The following is an 18,063-nucleotide window of genomic DNA, read 5'->3' as shown; positions in this document are numbered from 1 at the left end:
CCGCCGCCGGGGACGGCCCGGAATTGTCGGTGGTGGCCGGCACAGTGTCACCCACGAGCCGCCGGCCCGGCGGGCGAACCGCCGAAAACCGGGTCCGCCGCCCTCGACTCGAGCCTAGAATCGACCGTCCTACGTGACCTGACCCGAGGTGGACCCACCCCATGGCACACACCTTCGGTGTCGACCTGCGCGGGATCATCGACCTGCTCAGCCACCACCTCTACAGCGGTCCCCGCGTGTACGCGCGCGAGCTGCTGCAGAACGCGGTGGACGCGATCACCGCCCGACGCGCGCTCCAGCCGGACGCGCCGGGCGAGGTGGTGATCGAGCCGATCGACTCCGGCGCGGGCGGCACCCTGCGCATTTCCGACACCGGCGTCGGCCTGACCGAGCGCGAGGTGCACGACCTGCTCTCGACGCTGGGCCGCACCTCCAAGCGGGACGAGCTGGGCTTCGCCCGCCAGGGCTTCCTGGGCCAGTTCGGCGTGGGCCTGCTGTCGGCGTTCCTGGTCGCCGGGCGGATCCGGCTCGTGTCGCGCTCCGCGAAGGGCGGCCCGGCCGTGCGGTGGACGGCCGACGCCGCCGGCAACTACGAGGTGGAGGTCGACGACTCGGCGCGCGCCGAGGTGGGCACCACCATCGAGCTGGTGCCCGAGCGCGACGCGGAGCACTGGCTGGAGCGCGACGTGGTGCGCGCGCTGGTGGTCGAGTACGGCGAGCTGCTGCCGGTCCGCGTGGTGGTCGCGGGCGAGGTGGTGACCGGCGACGCCCTGCCGTGGGCGCGCGACGCGCTGGGCTACGGGGCCCGGGTGCTGGGCGTGCAGCCGTTCGACGCGATCCCGGTCGAGGTGCCGGCGGTGGGGCTGACCGGCGTGGCCTACGTGCTGCCGCGCGGCGTGCACCCCGGCGCGCGCCAGTCGCACCGCGTGTACCTCAAGCGGATGCTGGTCGGCGACGCGATCGAGGGGCTGCTGCCGGAGTGGGCGTACTTCGTCCGGTGCGTGGTCGACTCGTCGGCGCTGCGGCCGACGGCCAGCCGCGAGGCGCTCTACCAGGACGAGGCGCTGCTGGCGGTGCGCGAGGAGCTGGGCAGGCAGGTGCGCGACTGGCTGGTGCGGCTGGACGCGACCGACCCGGACCGCACCGCGGCGCTGCTGGACGCGCACCACCTCGGCATCAAGTCGCTGGCCAGGGTGGACGACGAGATGCTGCGGCTGGTCGAGCGGTGGCTGCCGTTCGAGACCACCGACGGCGGGCAGTCGCTGCGCCAGTTCAAGCGCCGGCACGGCGCCGTCGCGTACGTGTCCGACGTGGACGAGTTCCGCCAGCTCGCGCCGGTCGCGCACGCGCAGGGCATGGGCCTGCTGAACGCGGGCTACGCCTACGACGCGGAGATCATGGAGCGGCTGGTCGCGCTGGACGGCCCGGCGGCGGCGCGCCGGGTCGCGCCCACCGAGGTGCTCGCGGCGCTGGGCGAGCCGGAGCCGGCGGTGGAGCGGGCGCTGCGCGACCGCCTGGCGCTGGCCGCGGAGGTGCTGGCGCGGCACGACTGCGAGGCCGTGCCGCGCGACTTCGACCCGGGCTCGCTGCCCGCCCTGCTGGTGACCGACGCCGAGGGCGAGCGCCGGCGGGACGCCGAGCAGGTCGGCGAGCAGGCCGACCCGCTGTGGGCGGAGCTGCTGGGCAGCCTCGCGTCGGCGGGGTCCGACGCCGCCCAGCGGCTGGTGCTCAACTGCCGCAACCCGCTGGTGCGGCGGCTGGCCGGGCTGACCGACCCGGCGCTGGTGGAGCTGACCGTGGAGTCGCTCTACGTGCACGCCCTGCTGCAGGCGCGGCGGCCGATGCGGCCGAAGGACACCGCCGCGCTGAACCGCTCGTTCCTGGAACTGCTGGACCGCGCCGTGGGGGGCACCGCGTGAACGAGGACAAGAGCGCCGCCGAGGAGCAGTTCGTCGAGGCGTACCACCTGCCCGAGGGCATGGCGCGGCACGAGGCGCTGGAGCGCGCCGCGCGGGCCGCCGACGCGGCCGACCACCTGCCGCTCGGGGTGAGCTGCCGCATCGCGCTGCTCCGGTCCGCCTACGACCTGAGCCGCTACGACCTGATGCTCGCCCCGTTCGCGTGGTGCGGCGCGGCGGAGAAGCGCGACCCGACGGCGTTCGACGAGTGGGAGTCGCACAGCTACGACTGGGCGCACAAGTGGATCGTCAGCGGCCTGATCGCCGACCCGCGCTTCTCGCTGGCGCAGGTCGAGTCGGTCCTGGGGCAGCTGGAGACCCGCTACCGGCAGCACGGGTTCTCCCTGCAGCCGGTGCACGGCGCGCGCGCCCACCTCGCCGAGCACGTCGGCGACGAGGAGACCTACCGCGAGCACTTCGCGCGGTACCTGGCGGCCGAGCGGGGCCCGATGAGCGACTGCGAGGCGTGCGTCGTCGAGGAGCAGGCCGGGCACCTGATCCGGCAGGGCCGCCACGCCGAGGCCGTCGCGCACGCCGAGCACCAGCTGGACGCGGACTCCGGCTGCGCCACCCAGCCGCAGGGCATCCTGACCGCGCTCGCGCCCGCGTACGTGGAGCTGGGCGACCTGGACCGGGCGCGGCAGGCGCACACCGTGGCGCACCGGCTGGTCCGCGACGACCGGTACGGCGGCTACCTGGACGACCACCTGGTGTTCTGCGCGCGGACCGGGAACGTGCAGCGCGGCGTGGAGCTGCTCCGGCGGCAGCTGCACCGGGTGCACCACTCCCCCTCGCCGTCGCAGGCCATGCACTTCGCGGCGGGCGGTGCCCTGCTGCTGAGCCGGGTGGACCGGGAGCTCGAGTTCGCCGTGCCCCGCGACGGGCGGGTGGAGGTGCTGTCCACCACCGCGCTGCGGGAGCTGCTGCGAGCGCGGGCGCTGGACCTCGCGGCCCGCTTCGACCAGCGCAACGGCACCGCCGCGGTCAGCGGCCGGATCAGGGCGAAGCTGGCCCTGCCGGACACCGCGCACGTGCCGCTGGCCGTGCCCGTCGCCGGCCCGCCGGCGCCCGGGCAGGCGGAGGAGCCGGTGGCGGTGGGCGACCCGGTCGACCTGGCGCGGGAGATGGCCGCGGCGTTCGACGAGGGCGACTTCGTCACCGGCATCCGGCTGCTGCGCTCGCTGCCCGCCGACCTCGACCCGCTGCTGCCCGAGGGCCTGGCGGCGGTGGTCGCGGCCCGGCGCGCCCTGGTCGGGCGGCAGGCCCGGCCGCTGCCCGAGGTGCTGGCCGAGCTGGACGCCGCGGTCGTCCGGCTGGCCGCGGCGGGCGAGGAGGACCTCGCCAACCGGTACCGCTGCCGGGGCGCGGTGATGTGGTCCGAGGAGGCGGGCCCGGTCGCGGCGACGGCGGTGGCCCGCGACTGCGTCGCCGAGGCCGACCGGTCCGGCTCCCCGTACACCAGGGTGCTGACCCGGCTGCTGCTGGCGGACCTGCTGGCCGACGTGGGCGAGTTCGACGAGCAGGGCGAGCTGGTGCGCTCGGCGCTGGCGCTGGCCGAGGGGGCGGCTCCGGTGCTCGTCGGGCGTGCCCGCTGCGACCTGGCCCAGCACCTGGCCACCACCGGGCGGCTGGACGAGGCGTCCGAGCTGGTCGCCGAGGTGCTGGCGGCCTCGCCGTCGCCGTCGGTGCGGTTCGACGCGCTGCGCCTGCTCGTGAAGGTCGAGACCGCGCAGGGCTCGCCCGCGGCGGTGGAGACGGCCGCCGAGTTCGTCGCGCGCTTCAGCTCGCCGCGCGGCCCGTGGACCGCCGAGGCGCACCGGCAGCGCGTCGCGTCGGTCGAGCGGCTCCGCGTCGAGGAGCACCACCTGGAGGAGCTGCGCGCCGCGGTCTCCGCCGGGCACGAGTTCGAGGCGCCCGAGGACGTGGCCAAGGCGTGCCACGCCCTGGCCGGCGGCTACCTCAAGTCGGGCCGGCTGGTGGAGGCCGCCGAGGCGCTGGAGGAGGCGGTCCGCGCCATCGAGGGCCACGACGTGTCCCACGAGATCGTCGTGCCGGTGCTCTTCCGGCTGGCGCAGGCGTGCTCGCGGCTGGACGAGAACGAGTCGGCCCGCCGCCACCTGGAGGTCGCGCTGCCGCTGGTGCCCGCGGACGAGCCGTGGCGGCGGGCGCTGGTCCTGGACGTCCTGGGCGGCGTGCTGCGGCGGCTGGACGAGCCGGCGGGCAGCGCCGACGCCTACGCCTCGGCCGCGCGGGCGTGGCAGGAGGTGCCGGACGAGCCCGAGGCGGCCGGTTCGTGGGTCGAGTCGGCGGCGGCGATGCCGCCGGAGGAGCACGCCGCGTGCCTGGCGGCCCTGGAGTCGGCCGAAGCCCTGCTGCCCGCGGTGGAGGACGAGGAGCACCGCACGCACCTCGTGGCGCGGATGGCGGCGATCAGGGCGTTCCAGCACTTCCAGCGGGGCGAGCACGCGCAGGCCGTGGAGCACAACGGCGTCGCCGAGGAGCTGGCGGCGCGGTTGGGCGACGCGGACTGGCAGGCGTTCCTGGCCCAGCGCGGCGCGCGGTTCCTGCTGGCGTCCGGTGACGCCGTGAACGCGGAGGCCGAGGCCCGGCGGGTGGCCGGCATGGTCACCGGCACCACACCGCCGCAGATCATCGGCGACACGGCGAACACGCTGGAGGAGGCGCTGCGGGCGCAGGGGAAGCCCGCGGCCGGTGACCCGGTGCTGCGGGCGCTGACCGCGCGGTTGGAGGACTGAGGGGAGGCCGAGCGGCGGGGTCGGCGCACGGCGGGTCCGACCGGGTCCGGGTGCGGTGGCGCGCGGCGGGTCCGGGCACGTGTCCGCCCGCGCGGGGCGAGGTGGGCGGACTACCACGCCGGCCGGGCCGCGACGGGCACGTGCCCGCCCCTTCGGGGGTCCCTCGGACGGCAGGCGCTGTCCGCACCGCCACCGCTCGGCGCGCAACGGCGCCAGGGGTTCAGGCGCGGTGCGCCCGTGCGGAGGCGTAGAGGCAGACGGCGGCGGCGGTGGCCAGGTTGAGGCTCTCCGCTGCGCCGTAGATCGGGACCTTGAGGGCGGTGTCGAGGCCCGCCACCACCTCGTCCGGCAGGCCGTGGGCCTCGCTGCCGAACACCCAGGCGGTGGGGCGTGCCAGGTCGCCGCGCAGGTCGGCCGTGACCAGGTCGTCCTCGGCGTAGCCGTCGGCGGCCACCAGGCGCAGGCCCGCCGCGCGGCAGGCCGCGAAGACCTCGTCGGCCGCGCGCGAGCGGGAGATCGGCAGGTGGAAGACGCTGCCGGTGGACGACCGGACGCACTTGCCGTTGTGCGGGTCGACGGTGTCGCCCGCGAAGACCACCGCGTCGGCCCCGGCGGCGTCCGCGACGCGCACCACGGTGCCGGCGTTGCCCGGGTCGGACACCCCGTGCAGCACGGCCACGAGCCGGGCGCCGGCCAGGGACAGCGGCACGTCGACCGGGTCGCAGACGGCCACGACGCCCTGGGGCGTCACCGTCTCCGACAGCGCGGCGGCGGCCTTGTCGGTCACGCGGCTGACCGGCACGCCCGCGTCGGCGGCGGTCCGCAGCAGGTCCGGGTTGCGCTCGGCGGCGACGGCCGTGACGAACAGCTCGTGCACCCGCCCCCGCCCGGTGTCGGCCCAGGACAGCGCCTCGCGCACCGCCTGCGCGCCCTCGGCCAGGAAGCGCCCGGCCCGGTCGCGGCCGGCGCGCCGGGTCAGGCGCCGAGCAGCAACGACCCGAGGAGTCCGCTCGGTGAACGGAGCATCCTCGGGTCGTGGCGCGACGCTCAGGCTTTGTCCTCGACGGGCGCGTTCACGTCGGCGGGCAGCGCGGCCTTCGCCAGCTCGACCAGCGCGGTGAAGGCGCCGGGGTCGCTGACGGCCAGCTCGGCCAGGATCTTGCGGTCGACGTCGATCTCGGCCAGCCGCAGGCCCTGGATGAAGCGGTTGTACGTCATGCCGTTGGCGCGGACACCGGCGTTGATGCGCTGGATCCACAGCTTCCGGAAGTCGCCCTTGCGCGCGCGGCGGTCGCGGTACGCGTAGTTCAGCGAGTGGAGCACCTGCTCCTTGGCCTTGCGGTACAGCCTCGAACGCTGGCCGCGGTAGCCGCTGGCGAGCTCAAGGGTGGTACGGCGCTTCTTCTGGGCGTTCACGGCCCTTTTGACGCGTGCCACGGGTCCATCCTGTCGATCTCGTGGGGCGGGTCAGGCCCCGGTGTTCATGGGGAGTGGGAAGCTCAGAGTCCGAGCAGCTTCTTCAGCCGCGGCACGTCGTTCTTCGCGACCTCGGTGGCGCCGGAGAGACGGCGGGTGAGCTTGCTGGACTTCTTCTCCAGCAGGTGGCGCTTGCCGGCCTTCTCGCGCATGAGCTTGCCGCTGCCGGTGACCTTCACGCGCTTGGAGGTCCCGCTGTGGCTCTTGTTCTTGGGCATTTCCGTCCTCGTCTCGTGCAGCCACCGCCGGAGGGGCGGCCGTGCTTGCCTCCCGGCTCGGGGGCCGGGAGGTCACTCCTCGACAGACCCCTGCTCCGCGGTGTCGTCGGCAGAGTCCTGCTCGTGCTTCACCGGGCGGGTCTTCGTGGTCTTGTGCGGCGCCAACACCATGATCATGTTGCGGCCGTCCTGCTTCGGGTTCGACTCGACGAAGCCCAGCTCCGCGACGTCCTCCGCCAACCTCTGCAACAGCCGGTAACCCAGCTCCGGCCGGGACTGCTCACGGCCCCGGAACATGATGGTCACCTTGACCTTGTTCCCGTGCGACAGGAAGCGGGCCACGTGGCCCTTCTTCGTCTGGTAGTCGTGCGGGTCGATCTTCGGGCGGAGCTTCTGCTCCTTGATGACCGTCAGCTGCTGGTTGCGACGCGACTCGCGGGCCTTCTGCGCGCTCTCGTACTTGAACTTGCCGTAGTCCATGAGCTTGCAGACCGGCGGCCGTGCCTGCGCGGCGACCTCGACGAGGTCGAGATCCGCTTCCTGGGCGAGTCGGAGCGCGTCCTCGATGCGAACGATCCCGACCTGCTCGCCGTTCGGCCCGACCAGTCGAACCTCGGGCACGCGGATGCGGTCGTTGATGCGCGGCTCGGTGCTGGCGGGGGCACCTCGGTTCGAGGGACTTGTCATTCACGTCCTTTGTGACTCGTTGTGCGCCAAAGACAAGAGGCCCCACACCTGCCCGGTGTGAGGCCCGCTTCCGACCGATCGCACAACGATGGGCGCAGTCCACCCGTCGAGGTGACCGGACCCGGCCACCTGGGCGGTGGGACGCGGGTGGGAGCGGGGGCTCCACTTGCCGTCCCCACACGTGTGGGGACTGGTCGCGCGGAGAATACTAGCAGACGGCCTTGTCAACCCCCGAACCGGCGACCCGTCCGGGGAGGTTGCGAGAATGGCCCCCGTGACCGACCTGCCTCCGAACAACGTCCGCGAGCTGTCCGACGTCCCCAGCATCGAGGTGATCAGCAAAGCGGCGATCATGCTGCTCTCGGCGGCCGCCGAGCGCCTCGGCCTGGCCGACGACGACCCGGACGCCAGCCCCCGCCGCGACCTCGACGAAGCCCGCCGCCTGATCACGGCGCTGGCCGGCCTGGTCACCGCGTCGGCCGAGTACCTGGGCCCGCACGCCGGGCCGCTGCGCGAGGGCCTGCAGTCGGTGCAGCGGGCGTTCCGCGAGGCGTCGGCCGTGCCCGACGAGCCGGGCCAGGGTCCCGGCGAGAAGTTCACCGGTCCGGTCTACTGACCGCCCGCTCCCCCACCCCCCGATCGCCGCACCCGCCCGCTGCTCCGGCCCGCTGCTCCGGCACGGCGACGAACGCCGACGCCGCTCCCCCGCGGCTCCGGGGCGGCGCGGTTCGGCAGGTCCGCTCGGCGCGGCTCGTCGGGCCTGTGCGGTGCGCCGCGGAGGAACCACTCGGAGGAACCACTCGGTCGGCTGAATCGCTCGGGGCTCGTGCCGGAGAGGTCGGTCCGCAGCCGCGGTCGTCAGGCGGGCATCATCGCCGGACAGCCGCCGAGCGGCCACGGGTCGCCGAGCAACTGCCGAGAGTGGCCAAGGGTTGCCGAGCAGTCGCCAAGCGGCCACCGGATGACCACGTTTGCCGGGCGGCCACGTTTGCCGAGCGGCCACGCTTGCCGAGCGGCCACGCTTGCCGAGCGGCCACGGCCACCGGATGACCACGGCCACCGGGCGGCCACCGCCGAACACGGCCAAGGGGTACCCCGCTGAGGAGCACCCCTTGCACATAGCCAACCACAGGGGTACGACAACGCCGGTCGGGTCGTGGTGCGGCTGTCCCGGGGCGCGGCGGTCATCGGTCGCGGAGGCCGGCGACCGCCAGTTGCCGGGCCGCCAGCAGCCCGATGACCTCCTCGTCGCGGCGTCGCCACGCGTCGGCCGGGTCGCCGGCGAAGCGCGCCAGCTCCCGCAGCGGCAGCCGGTTGAGCGCCTGCAGCGCCAGCAGGTCGCGCCGGCCGGTGTCGCGCAGGCGCCGCGCCGCCCCGGCGCGCACGGCGTAGCGCACCCGCAGCGGCAGCCAGGTGACCAGCAGGAACGCCACCGGCACGGCGATCAGCGCGGTCGTCAGCCACAGCGCGCCGGTCTCCACCGCCTCGACCTGGGTGTTCCCGGCGTCGACCAGCGTGCCGCCCGCGTCCCGGCCGCGGTCCAGCGCCTCGCCCAGCCTCCCGCCCACCAGGGGCACCTCGCGGGCCCTGGCCGCCGCGTCGGCGAAGGTGTCCCGCAGGCCGCCGCCCGCCCTGGTCAGCCCGTCGCCCGGCGCGCGCAGCGCCAGCACCACGTCCCGGGCCGCCAGCGCCGCCGTCACCCAGAACCACACCCACGCCACCGCCAGCGCGTCGGCGACCACCTGCCACACCAGCCGCTCCGGCCGGTCCGCGTACCACTTCATGCCCGAAGCATTACCAGCCCGGACCGGCGCGATCGCCCGGGACACCGCCGGCAGTAGGGTCGGAGCAGTGGGGAGAACGTTCGGCGAGCTGCTGCGCGGGCACCGGCGGCGCGCGCAGCTGACCCAGGAGGAACTGGCGGACGGCTCCGGGGTGAGCGTCCGCGCGATCAGCGACATGGAGCGCGGCCGGGCCAGGGGCCCGCAGCGGCGCACGGTGGAGGCGCTGGCCGCGGTGCTCGCGCTGTCCCCGGACGAGCTGCGCGCCCTGGTCGGCGCCGCGAAGGAGGGCCGGGTGCGGCGGCAGCCGGTCGCCGTGGCGGCCTGCGCGCTGCCGCCCGACGTCGCGGACCTCACCGGCCGGGACCGGGAGCTGCTGGCGCTGGCCGAGATGTCCGACACCACCGCGCGGACGTCGGTGGTCGTCGTGCACGGCCCGCCGGGCGCGGGCAAGACCAGCCTGGCGGTGCGGGCCGGCTACCGGCTCGGGCCGCGGTTCGCCGACGGGTGCTTCTTCTTCAGCCTGCGCGGCATGGACCCCCGGCCGGTGCACCCGGCCGAGGTGGTGCACCGGGTGCTGCTGGCGCTGGGCGTGCAGGACCCGCCGGGCAGCGAGGCGGAGCGCTCCGACCTGTACCGGGAGCTGCTGCGCGACCGCCGCACGCTGCTGGTGCTGGACAACGCCGCGGACGAGGCGCAGGTGCGCCCGCTGCTGGCCACCGGCCGGGGCTCGCTGGTGCTGGTGACCTCCCGCCAGGTGCTGGCGGGCCTGGAGGCGGTGGCGCGGCTGGGGCTCGACGTGCTCGGCCCGGCCGAGTCGGTGGACCTGCTGGGCGTCATCGCGGGGCGGTCGCGGGTGGCGTCGGAGCCGGCCGCGTCCCGGCGGGTGGCCGAGCTGTGCGGGCGCCTGCCGCTGGCGCTGCGGATCGCGGGCAACCGGCTGGCCGGTCGTCCCAAGTGGACGGTCGAGCACCTGGCCGGGCAGCTGGCCGACGAGCGGCACCGGCTGTCCGCGCTGACCGCGGGCGACCTCCAGGTGCGGGCCGCGTTCGAGCTGTCCTACCGGCAGCTCGGCGGCAAGGCCGCGCTGCTGTTCCGGCGGCTGGCGCTGGCGCCCGGCGGGTCGTTCACGCCGGACCTGGCCGCGGTCGCGGCGGACGTGGACCGGTTCACCGCCGAGGACACGCTCGAGGAGCTGGTGGACGTGAACCTGCTCGACACCGCCGAGACGCCCGGCCGGTACGTGTTCCACGACCTGATCCGGGTGTTCGCCGGGGAGCGGCTGGCCGACGAGGAGCCCGACCACGACGAGGCGCGCCGGCGCGTCGCGTCCTGGCTGCTGGGCACGGCCGGCACGGCGGCGGGCTTCTTCGGCCCGGACGCCCGCACCGCGCCCGCGGAGCTGTTCGACGACCGCAGGGACGCCGACGCGTGGCTGACCGCCGAGGCGTCGCACTGGCTGGGCGCGCTGCGCTGGGCCGCCGGGCACGGGATGCACCGGGAGGTGCTGGACCTGGCCACCGCCGTGCACTGGTACTCCGACCAGCGGGGGCGCGGCGACACCTGGGTCGAGGTGTTCACGGCGGGGGTGGCGGCGGCGCGGGCGCTGGGCAGCGTGCGCGACGAGGCCGTGCAGCTGAACTTCCTGACCTGGACGCGGTGCGTGCTGCTGGGCCGGCCCGAGGAGGCCCTCGCGCTGCACGAGGAGGCGTGGCGGGCGGCCGTAGCGGCGGGCGACGTCAAGGAGCAAGCCTGGGCCGTGCACTACCGCGCCGTCTCCCAGGTGCGGCTCGGCGACCTGGCCGCGGCGGAGCGGAGCGCGGGCCGGGCGCGGGAGCTGTTCCGCCGGGCCGGGTACGCGCTGGGCGAGCGGATCTCGCTGTCCTGCCTCGGGGTGGTGCTGCACCGGCTGCACCGGTACGAGGAGTCGCTGGAGGTGCACCGGCGGCTGCTGGACGACGTCCGCTCCGGCAAGCTCGACGTGACCCCGGAGATGACCGACGAGATGCTGGGGAGCCTGCTGGTGCGCACCGCCGACAGCCTCGCGGGGCTCGAGCGGTGGCCGGAGGTGCTCGAGGCGGCGACCGAGGCGCTTCGGCACTCGGTCGCCGCCACCGCCCCCAGCAGCACCTGCGACGCCCGGCACCTGCGCGGGTTGGCGCTGTGCCGGCTCGGTGACCTCGTCGCGGCGCACGCCGAGCTGGTCGAAGCGGCCGAGGTGCTCGCCGGGCACCGCCACCACCGGTTGGGCGCGGTGCTCGACGTGCTGGCCGACGTGCACGACGGCCTCGGCGACCCGGACGCGGCAGATCGGTGCCGCACGCGAGCCGCCGAACTGAGGTCAGCCGATCGGTGACGCGTTGCTGGCCATCGCCGTGGGTCCTTCCGTGACGCGCTTCGTGGGGGTTGACCCGAGTCAACCCCCACGGCCACCGCGACACCACGCAGAACAACCGGCAGAAGTCCACCGCGTCACCGCGCGCGGGCCCGGGACGGCGCCGTCAGTCGACGACCGCGAGGGCGTCGATCTCCACCAGCAGACCTTCCGGCAGGCCCACGTACACCGTGGTGCGGGCCGGGAACGGCTGCTGCGTCACGATCTCGTTGTAGACCTCGTTCATCTCGCCGAAGTGCGCGGTGTCGGTGAGGTAGACGCGCAGCATCAGCACGTCCTCCAGCGACGCGCCGCCCGCCTCCAGCACGGCGGCGACGTTGGCCAGCGCCTGCCGGGTCTGCTCGGCCACGGTGCTGCCGACGATCGCCCCCGACTCGGGGTCGAACGCCACCTGGCCCGCGACCTGCAGCACGTTGCCCTTGCGGACGCCCTGGGAGAACGACGCCACCGGCTTGGGCGCGTTCGCGGTACGGATCTCGGTCTTGGACATGTCGCTCCTGTATCTATTGCCGCTGCTTCGCAGGCGGCGGCTCGGCCGCCTGTAGTCGGCAGTTCACGCCCGATTTTCGGCGATCGAAGAGCGTGATCGCCGAAAATCGGGCGCGACCTACCGACGCGGCCTCGCACGGGGCATGAGAGGCCGCGGGAATGGGGGGACCTGGCTGGAGCCGGTCCGGGGGGTGGAGGGTCAAGAAGGGGTGGGGGTGGGGGTCCAGCCGCATTCGACGGAGGCCGCCCTGGCGGTGGCCAGCAGGTCGGGCAGGTGGCCGATCAGGCCGTCGAAGTCGAGCATCACCTTGGGCACCGACATGGACACCGCGGCCAGCACCTCGCCGCGGGCCCCTCGGATCGGGGCCGCGACGCAGTGGATGAAGTCCTCGTGCTCGGCGTTGTCCACGGCGAAGCCGTGCTCCCGCACGCGGTCCAGCTCGGCCAGGTACGCGGCGGGCGTGGTGATGGTGTTCGCGGTCAGCGGCACGTAGTCGATGGTCTCGGCCACCTCCCGGCGGCGCTCCTCGGGCAGGTCGGACAGCAGCACCTTGGCCACGGCCGTGCAGTGCAGCGGCGCGCGGCGGCCGATGCGCGAGTACATCCGCATCGGGTGGGTGCTGTCGTACTTGTCGATGTAGATGACCTCGCCGCCCTCGTAGGACGCCAGGTGGACGGTGTAGCCGAGCCGCGCGTTGAGGTCGCGCAGGGCCGGTTCGGCGGCGCGGCGCACGTCGCGCTCCTCCAGGGCCCGGTTGGCCAGGTCGAACAGCGCGGCGCCCAGCCGGTAGTGGTGCACGCCGTCGCGGCGCACGAACCGGTGCGCCTCCAGCGTGCGCAGCAGCCGCAGCGTCGTCGACTTGTGGACCTCGATGACGGCGGACAGCTCGTCCAGCGTCTTGGCACCCGTCGCCAGTTCCCCCATCAGGGTCAACGCCCGGTCCAGGCTCTGACTCATCCCAGTCTCCTCAGGTGCGCGGCGGCCCACGTCGGCGGATCGGCGTCCAGCAGCGGACCGGTCACCTCCGGCGGCAGTGGCTCACCCACATCCTCGCTGGTGAGCAGGGACGCGGCGGCCTGGAGGTGCCCGGCGCGCAGCCGGCGCGCCGGCGCCAGGCCCGCGAGGTGCGCGGCGAGGTACCCGGCGGCGAACCCGTCGCCCGCCCCGACCGGCTCCACGACGTCGACCCTGAGCGCCTGCTGGTAGGTGAACTCGTCGCCCTCCACCAGGGTCGCGCCCCGCTCCCCCTGCTTCACCACCAGGCTCGCCGGGCGGGGCAGCAGCGCGCGCAGCTTCGCCGGGTCGCCCGTGCCCCACACGGCCTCGGCCTCGTCCGCGCCGGCCAGCACGACGTCCGCCGCGTCGGCGAGTTCGAGCAGCACCGACGGGTCGCGGCCCGGCCACAGCGCGGGCCGCCAGTTCAGGTCGAACGACACCAGGTGGCGCCGCGGCCGGAACAGGGCTTCGCGCAGCAGGTCCAGGCAGCTGTCGGACAGGGCGGCGGTGATGCCGCTGACGTGCAGCAGCCGGACGTCGTCGAGCGCGACCCGGTCCAGCGCGTCCGGCCCGAGGGCCGAGGCAGCCGAACCGCGCCGGTAGTACCGGACGGGGCTGCCCGCCGCGTCCGCTTCCTTCACGTAGAGACCGGTGGGCCGGGACGGGTCGACCCGCACCCCGGACACGTCCACGCCGGCGCCGCGCACGAAGTCGAGCACGGCCCCGCCGAACGCGTCGTCCCCCACCGCGCCCACCCACCGGCTGCGCAGGCCCAGCCGCGCCAGGTGGATGGCCACGTTGGACTCCGCGCCGCCGACGGCCCGCGTCCAGGTGCGCGCCGCGCGCACCGGACCGGGTTCGGCGGGCACCAGCACCACCATGGTCTCGCCCAGGCACACCACGCCGCCCGTTAGGTCGAACCGCATCCGCTCCTCCGAGCCACTTGATTGACGAGGCGGCAGGCGAATGTTACACAGATCAGCATCACATCGCGCAATAGCCGTTGCGACATACGCAACGTGAGGAGCGAGACAGTGGACATCGACCACGACGCCGTGGCCGCGATCCGGCACGAGCGCCTGGACTGGCGGTTCAAGGGAATGCCCGCGAGCGCGTTCGGCGCGACGATCGGGGAGGTGGCCGACCGCCGGCTGGACCTGTTCGCCGACGGCTTCGTCGGTCCGCTGGTCGTGCTGGACGCCGCCGCGCTGGAGCACAACCTGACCACCATGGCGACGTGGTGCGCCGAGCACGGGGTGCTGCTGGCCCCGCACGGCAAGACGACCATGGCCCCGCAGCTGTTCGCCCGCCAGCTCGACCACGGCGCGTGGGGCCTCAGCGCGGCCAACACCAGCCAGCTGCGCGTCTACCGGGCGTTCGGGGTGCGGCGCGTGCTGCTGTCCAACCAGCTGCTCGACCCGGCCGGGCTGGCGTGGGTGGCGGCGGAGCTGGCCGCCGACCCGTCGTTCGAGTTCACCTGCTGGGTGGACTCCGTGGCCGGGGTGGAGCGGATGACCGAGGCGCTCGGCTCGCCGCGCCGCCCGGTGGACGTGCTGGTGGAGCTGGGCGCGCCCGGCGGGCGCACCGGCGCGCGCGACGCGGGGACGGCCCTGGAGGTCGCCCGCGCCGCGGTGCGCAGCCCCGCGCTGCGGCTGGTCGGCGTCAGCGGGTACGAGGGCGCGCTGGCGCACGACGCCTCCGCGCCGTCGCTGGCCAAGGTGGACGGCTACCTGGGCGACTTCCGCGAGTTCGTCGTCGCGGCCCGGGAGCTGTTCGAGGTCGACGAGCCGATCCTCACCGCCGGCGGCAGCGCCTACTTCGACCAGGTGGCGGCGGCGCTGACCGGGCCGTGGCCGTTCCCGGTGCGGCCGGTGCTGCGCAGCGGCGCGTACGTCACCCACGACGACGGCTTCTACCGGGGCATCTCGCCGTTCGGGCGGGGCGCGGGCGAGCCGCTGCGGCCGGCGCTGCGGGCGTGGGCGCAGGTGGTCTCCCGGCCCGAGCCCGAGCTGGCGCTGCTGACGATGGGCAAGCGCGACGTGTCGTTCGACGAGGGCCTGCCCGAGCCGCAGGTCGTGCGCGGGCGCGACGGCGCGGAGCGGCCCGCCGACGGCGCGGTCACCGCGCTCAACGACCAGCACGCCTTCCTGCGGCTGCCCGCCGGCTCGGCGGTCGAGGTCGGCGACTGGGTGGGCTTCGGGCTCTCCCACCCGTGCACGGTGTTCGACAAGTGGCAGCTGCTCCCGGTGGTCGACGGCACCACCGTCGTCGACCTGGTGCGCACGTACTTCTGAGAGGGGACGTCGGAGTGGACATCGTCTTCAAGGGCGCGCGGGTGGTGGACGGCACGGGCTCGCCCGGCTACCGGGCGGACGTGGGCGTGCGGGACGGCCGGATCGCCGAGATCGCCCGCGAGGGCCGCCGCGGCGCGGGCGGCGCGCGGGTGGTCGACGCCGACGGCCTGGTGCTCGCGCCCGGCTTCATCGACATGCACTCCCACTCCGACCTGCAGGTGCTGGCCGAGCCCGACCACCTGGCCAAGGTCTCGCAGGGCGTGACGACCGAGGTCCTGGGCCAGGACGGGCTGTCCTACGCGCCCGTGGACGACGACGTGCTGGCCGCGCTGCGCTCCCAGCTCGCCGGGTGGAACGACGACCCGGCGGGGTTCGACTGGAACTGGCGGTCGGTCGGCGAGTACCTGGACCGGCTCGACCGCGGCATCGCGGTCAACGCCGCCTACCTGGTGCCGCAGGGCACCCTGCGGATGCTGTGCGTGGGCTGGGAGGACCGGCCCGCGACCGAGGCCGAGCTGGGCCGGATGCGCTCGGTGCTGGCCGAGTCGCTGGCGCAGGGCGCGGTCGGGATGTCCTCGGGCCTGACCTACACGCCGGGCATGTACGCCGATGCGGCCGAGCTGACCGCGCTGTGCCGGGTGGTCGGCGAGCTGGGCGGGTTCTACAGCCCGCACCACCGCAGCTACGGCGCGGGCGCGCTGGAGGCGTACGCCGAGATGGTGGACGTCTCGCGGGAGTCCGGCTGCCCCCTGCACCTCGCGCACGCCACCATGAACTTCGAGGTGAACCGGGGCCGCGCGGGCGAGCTGCTGGCGCTGCTGGACAACGCCATCGCGGCGGGCGCGGACATCACCCTGGACACCTACCCGTACCTGCCGGGCGCGACCTACCTGTCCGCCCTGCTGCCGAGCTGGAGCAGCGAGGGCGGCCCGGACGCGACGCTGGCGCGGCTGTCCGACGCGGACACCCGCGAGCGCATCCGCGCCGAGATCGAGGAGACCGGCTCCGACGGCTGCCACGGCGTGCCGGTCGACTGGGACACCATCGAGATCAACGGCGTGCGCCGGGCCGAGAACGCGCACCTCGTCGGGCGCAGCGTGGCCGCCTCGGCGCGCGCCGCCGGCACCGCGCCCGCCCGGCTGTACTTCGACACGCTGGTCTCCGAGCGGCTCGGCACGTCGTGCCTGATGCACGTGGGCCACGAGGAGAACGTGCGGGCGATCATGCGCCACCCCGCGCACACCGGCGGCAGCGACGGCCTGCTGGTCGGCGACCGGCCGCACCCCCGCGCGTGGGGCACGTTCCCCCGCTACCTGGCGCGGTACGTGCGCGAGCTGGGCGTCCTCAGCCTGGAGGAGTGCGTCGAGCACCTGACCGGGCGCGCCGCCAAGCGCCTGCGGCTGGCCGACCGCGGCCTGGTGAAGGAGGGCTACGCGGCCGACCTGGTGCTGTTCGACCCCGACGCGGTGGCCGACACCGCGACCTTCGACGAGCCCCGGCAGGCCGCCGCGGGCATCCCCCACGTGGTCGTCAACGGCGTCCCCGTGATCGACGGCGGCAGGCGCACCGACGCCCTGCCCGGCCACTCCCTGCGCAACACCCGGAGCCGCGCGTGATGGACTGGCTGCAGCACTCGACCGGTGGGCTGCTCACGCTGTCCGGGCTCAGCATCGCGCTGCTGCTGGTGCTGATCATCAAGGTCAGGGTGGAGCCGTTCATCGCCCTGCTGGTGGTCGGCCTGCTGGTGGCGCTGGCCGCCGGGCTGCCGGTGGAGAAGCTGGTCGGCTCCGCCCAGAAGGCTTCCGGGTCGCTGCTGGAGAACGGCTTCGGCGGCATCCTCGGGCACGTGGCCGTGATCATCGGCCTCGGCACGCTGCTCGGCGCGATCCTGGAAGCCTCCGGCGGCGCGCAGGTGCTGACCCGGACCCTGCTGCGGGCCTTCGGCGAGAAGCGCGCGCCGCTGGCGATGGGCCTGGCGGGGCTGATCTTCGGCGTCCCGGTGTTCTTCGACATCGGCATCTTCGTGCTCGCGCCGCTGGTCTACGTGGCCGCCAAGCAGAGCGGCCGGTCGATCGTGCTGTACGCCATGCCGCTGCTGGCCGGGCTGTCGGTGATGCACGCGTTCATGCCGCCCCACCCCGGGCCGGTGGCCGCCGCGGGGCTGCTGGGGGTGTCGCTGGGCTGGATCATCATCATGGCGCTGGCCGTGGCGATCCCGGCGTGGTTCATCGGCGGCGTGCTGTTCTCGGCGTGGGTGGGCAAGCGGGTCGTCGTGCCGGTGCCGGAGGAGATGCTGGCCGCGGCCGAGAAGCTGCGCGCCGACGACTCCCGCGGCGAGCCGGCGCTGTCGCTGGTGCTCGGGATCATCGCCGTGCCGCTGGTGCTGATCCTGTCGGGGACGTTCGGCAGCATCCTGCTGCCCAAGGGCTCCACCGCGCTGGGCGTGTTCACCTTCTTCGGCACGCCGGCGGTCGCGCTGACCATCGCGGTGCTGCTGGCGTTCTGGCTGCTGGGCCACCGGCGCGGGATGACGCGCGCGCAGGTCGGCGAGCTGTCGGCGGCCTCGCTGCGGCCGGTGGCGATGATCCTGCTCGTCGTCGGCGCGGGCGGGTTCTTCGGCGCGGTGCTGTCGGCCACCGGGGTGGGCGCGGTGCTCGCGACCGAGCTGTCCGACGTGGGGCTGCCGGTCATCGCGCTGTCCTACGTGATCAGCTGCGGGATGCGGATCGCGCAGGGCTCGGCGACCGTGGCGATCGTGACGACGACCGGCATCGTCGCGCCCGTGGTCGGCGGGCTGGGCTACTCGCAGCCGCAGCTGGCGCTGGTGGTCATGGCGATCGCGGCCGGCTCGGTCATCGCCTCGCACGTCAACGACGGCGGGTTCTGGATCGTGTCGCGGTACTTCGGCCTGTCGGTCAAGGAGACGCTCCAGACGTGGACGGTGCTGGAGACCATCCTGTCCGTGGTGGGCTTCGCGGTCGCGGCGCTGCTCAGCTTGGTGGTGTGACCGGC

At 74.8% G+C, this 18,063-nt stretch carries 15 protein-coding genes; 7 read left to right on the top strand and 8 right to left on the bottom strand.

Annotated features, from left to right (window positions below; translation table 11 throughout):
• Window positions 1-161 precede the first annotated feature (161 nt).
• Entirely contained in the window at window positions 162-1,919 is a 1,758-nt protein-coding gene (locus JOE68_RS23280) for an HSP90 family protein (RefSeq protein ID WP_204844404.1), read from the top strand.
• Window positions 1,916-4,714, top strand: a complete 2,799-nt coding sequence (locus JOE68_RS23275) for a hypothetical protein (RefSeq protein ID WP_204844403.1) — start codon at window positions 1,916-1,918, stop codon at window positions 4,712-4,714. The genes JOE68_RS23280 and JOE68_RS23275 overlap by 4 nt, the downstream gene beginning before the upstream one ends.
• A gap of 220 nt (window positions 4,715-4,934) precedes the next feature.
• Here JOE68_RS23275 and JOE68_RS23270 read toward each other — a convergent pair whose 3' ends face one another.
• The 4 genes from JOE68_RS23270 to infC all read right to left on the bottom strand — a co-directional run bounded on the left by JOE68_RS23270 (window position 4,935) and on the right by infC (window position 7,095).
• Window positions 4,935-5,765 (bottom strand): TrmH family RNA methyltransferase, encoded by an 831-nt coding sequence (locus tag JOE68_RS23270; RefSeq protein WP_204846249.1) that lies wholly within the window; start codon window positions 5,763-5,765, stop codon window positions 4,935-4,937.
• Window positions 5,762-6,151 (bottom strand): 50S ribosomal protein L20, encoded by a 390-nt coding sequence (rplT, locus tag JOE68_RS23265; RefSeq protein WP_204844402.1) that lies wholly within the window; start codon window positions 6,149-6,151, stop codon window positions 5,762-5,764. The genes JOE68_RS23270 and rplT overlap by 4 nt, the downstream gene beginning before the upstream one ends.
• A gap of 62 nt (window positions 6,152-6,213) precedes the next feature.
• Window positions 6,214-6,408 carry a 50S ribosomal protein L35 gene (gene rpmI, locus JOE68_RS23260; protein ID WP_015804175.1) on the bottom strand — a complete coding sequence of 65 codons (195 nt, stop codon included), beginning with the start codon at window positions 6,406-6,408 and terminating at the stop codon, window positions 6,214-6,216.
• A 72-nt stretch (window positions 6,409-6,480) separates the two neighbouring features.
• On the bottom strand, window positions 6,481-7,095 hold the full coding sequence (gene infC, locus JOE68_RS23255) for a translation initiation factor IF-3 (protein ID WP_204844401.1): 615 nt from the start codon (window positions 7,093-7,095) through the stop codon (window positions 6,481-6,483).
• 265 nt (window positions 7,096-7,360) lie between these two features.
• Between infC and JOE68_RS23250 the strand changes: the two genes are divergently transcribed.
• Window positions 7,361-7,711, top strand: coding sequence for a DUF1844 domain-containing protein (locus JOE68_RS23250; RefSeq protein WP_204844400.1), 351 nt, complete (start codon window positions 7,361-7,363; stop codon window positions 7,709-7,711).
• A 568-nt stretch (window positions 7,712-8,279) separates the two neighbouring features.
• Here JOE68_RS23250 and JOE68_RS23245 read toward each other — a convergent pair.
• Window positions 8,280-8,879 carry a hypothetical protein gene (locus JOE68_RS23245; protein ID WP_204844399.1) on the bottom strand — a complete coding sequence of 200 codons (600 nt, stop codon included), beginning with the start codon at window positions 8,877-8,879 and terminating at the stop codon, window positions 8,280-8,282.
• Window positions 8,880-8,946: 67 nt separating this feature from the next.
• Here JOE68_RS23245 and JOE68_RS23240 point away from each other — a divergent pair, with 67 nt between their 5' ends.
• Window positions 8,947-11,232, top strand: coding sequence for an ATP-binding protein (locus tag JOE68_RS23240; protein WP_307819837.1), 2,286 nt, complete (start codon window positions 8,947-8,949; stop codon window positions 11,230-11,232).
• Between the two features lie 145 nt (window positions 11,233-11,377).
• Here JOE68_RS23240 and JOE68_RS23235 read toward each other — a convergent pair whose 3' ends face one another.
• The 3 genes from JOE68_RS23235 to JOE68_RS23225 form a co-directional block, all read right to left on the bottom strand.
• On the bottom strand, window positions 11,378-11,761 hold the full coding sequence (locus tag JOE68_RS23235) for a RidA family protein (protein WP_204844397.1): 384 nt from the start codon (window positions 11,759-11,761) through the stop codon (window positions 11,378-11,380).
• Between the two features lie 198 nt (window positions 11,762-11,959).
• Window positions 11,960-12,718 (bottom strand): IclR family transcriptional regulator, encoded by a 759-nt coding sequence (locus JOE68_RS23230; RefSeq protein WP_204844396.1) that lies wholly within the window; start codon window positions 12,716-12,718, stop codon window positions 11,960-11,962.
• Entirely contained in the window at window positions 12,715-13,683 is a 969-nt protein-coding gene (locus JOE68_RS23225) for a sugar kinase (protein ID WP_204844395.1), read from the bottom strand. The genes JOE68_RS23230 and JOE68_RS23225 overlap by 4 nt, the downstream gene beginning before the upstream one ends.
• Window positions 13,684-13,857: 174 nt before the next feature.
• Between JOE68_RS23225 and JOE68_RS23220 the strand changes: the two genes are divergently transcribed.
• The 3 genes from JOE68_RS23220 to JOE68_RS23210 are packed head-to-tail and all read left to right on the top strand — an operon-like array spanning window position 13,858 to window position 18,058.
• Window positions 13,858-15,051, top strand: a complete 1,194-nt coding sequence (locus JOE68_RS23220; RefSeq protein WP_204846248.1) for an amino acid deaminase — start codon at window positions 13,858-13,860, stop codon at window positions 15,049-15,051.
• A gap of 14 nt (window positions 15,052-15,065) precedes the next feature.
• Window positions 15,066-16,667 (top strand): N-acyl-D-amino-acid deacylase family protein, encoded by a 1,602-nt coding sequence (locus JOE68_RS23215; protein WP_204844394.1) that lies wholly within the window; start codon window positions 15,066-15,068, stop codon window positions 16,665-16,667.
• Window positions 16,664-18,058, top strand: coding sequence for a GntP family permease (locus tag JOE68_RS23210; protein ID WP_204844393.1), 1,395 nt, complete (start codon window positions 16,664-16,666; stop codon window positions 18,056-18,058). The genes JOE68_RS23215 and JOE68_RS23210 overlap by 4 nt, the downstream gene beginning before the upstream one ends.
• Window positions 18,059-18,063: the final 5 nt, after the last annotated feature.

Source organism: Saccharothrix algeriensis (genome assembly GCF_016907655.1).
Classification (GTDB): Bacteria; Actinomycetota; Actinomycetes; order Mycobacteriales; family Pseudonocardiaceae; genus Actinosynnema; species Actinosynnema algeriense.
This window is presented reverse-complemented; position numbering and strand designations above follow the sequence as displayed.

What these genes read in the sequence shown, in the direction of transcription:
- JOE68_RS23280 (WP_204844404.1), top strand. Translation starts at nt 162, where the DNA reads ATGGCACACACCTTCGGTGTCGACCTGCGCGGGATCATCGACCTGCTC.
- rpmI (WP_015804175.1), bottom strand. Translation starts at nt 6,408, where the DNA reads ATGCCCAAGAACAAGAGCCACAGCGGGACCTCCAAGCGCGTGAAGGTC.
- infC (WP_204844401.1), bottom strand. Translation starts at nt 7,095, where the DNA reads ATGACAAGTCCCTCGAACCGAGGTGCCCCCGCCAGCACCGAGCCGCGC.
- JOE68_RS23250 (WP_204844400.1), top strand. Translation starts at nt 7,361, where the DNA reads ATGGCCCCCGTGACCGACCTGCCTCCGAACAACGTCCGCGAGCTGTCC.
- JOE68_RS23245 (WP_204844399.1), bottom strand. Translation starts at nt 8,879, where the DNA reads ATGAAGTGGTACGCGGACCGGCCGGAGCGGCTGGTGTGGCAGGTGGTC.
- JOE68_RS23235 (WP_204844397.1), bottom strand. Translation starts at nt 11,761, where the DNA reads ATGTCCAAGACCGAGATCCGTACCGCGAACGCGCCCAAGCCGGTGGCG.
- JOE68_RS23230 (WP_204844396.1), bottom strand. Translation starts at nt 12,718, where the DNA reads ATGAGTCAGAGCCTGGACCGGGCGTTGACCCTGATGGGGGAACTGGCG.
- JOE68_RS23225 (WP_204844395.1), bottom strand. Translation starts at nt 13,683, where the DNA reads ATGCGGTTCGACCTAACGGGCGGCGTGGTGTGCCTGGGCGAGACCATG.
- JOE68_RS23220 (WP_204846248.1), top strand. Translation starts at nt 13,858, where the DNA reads ATGCCCGCGAGCGCGTTCGGCGCGACGATCGGGGAGGTGGCCGACCGC.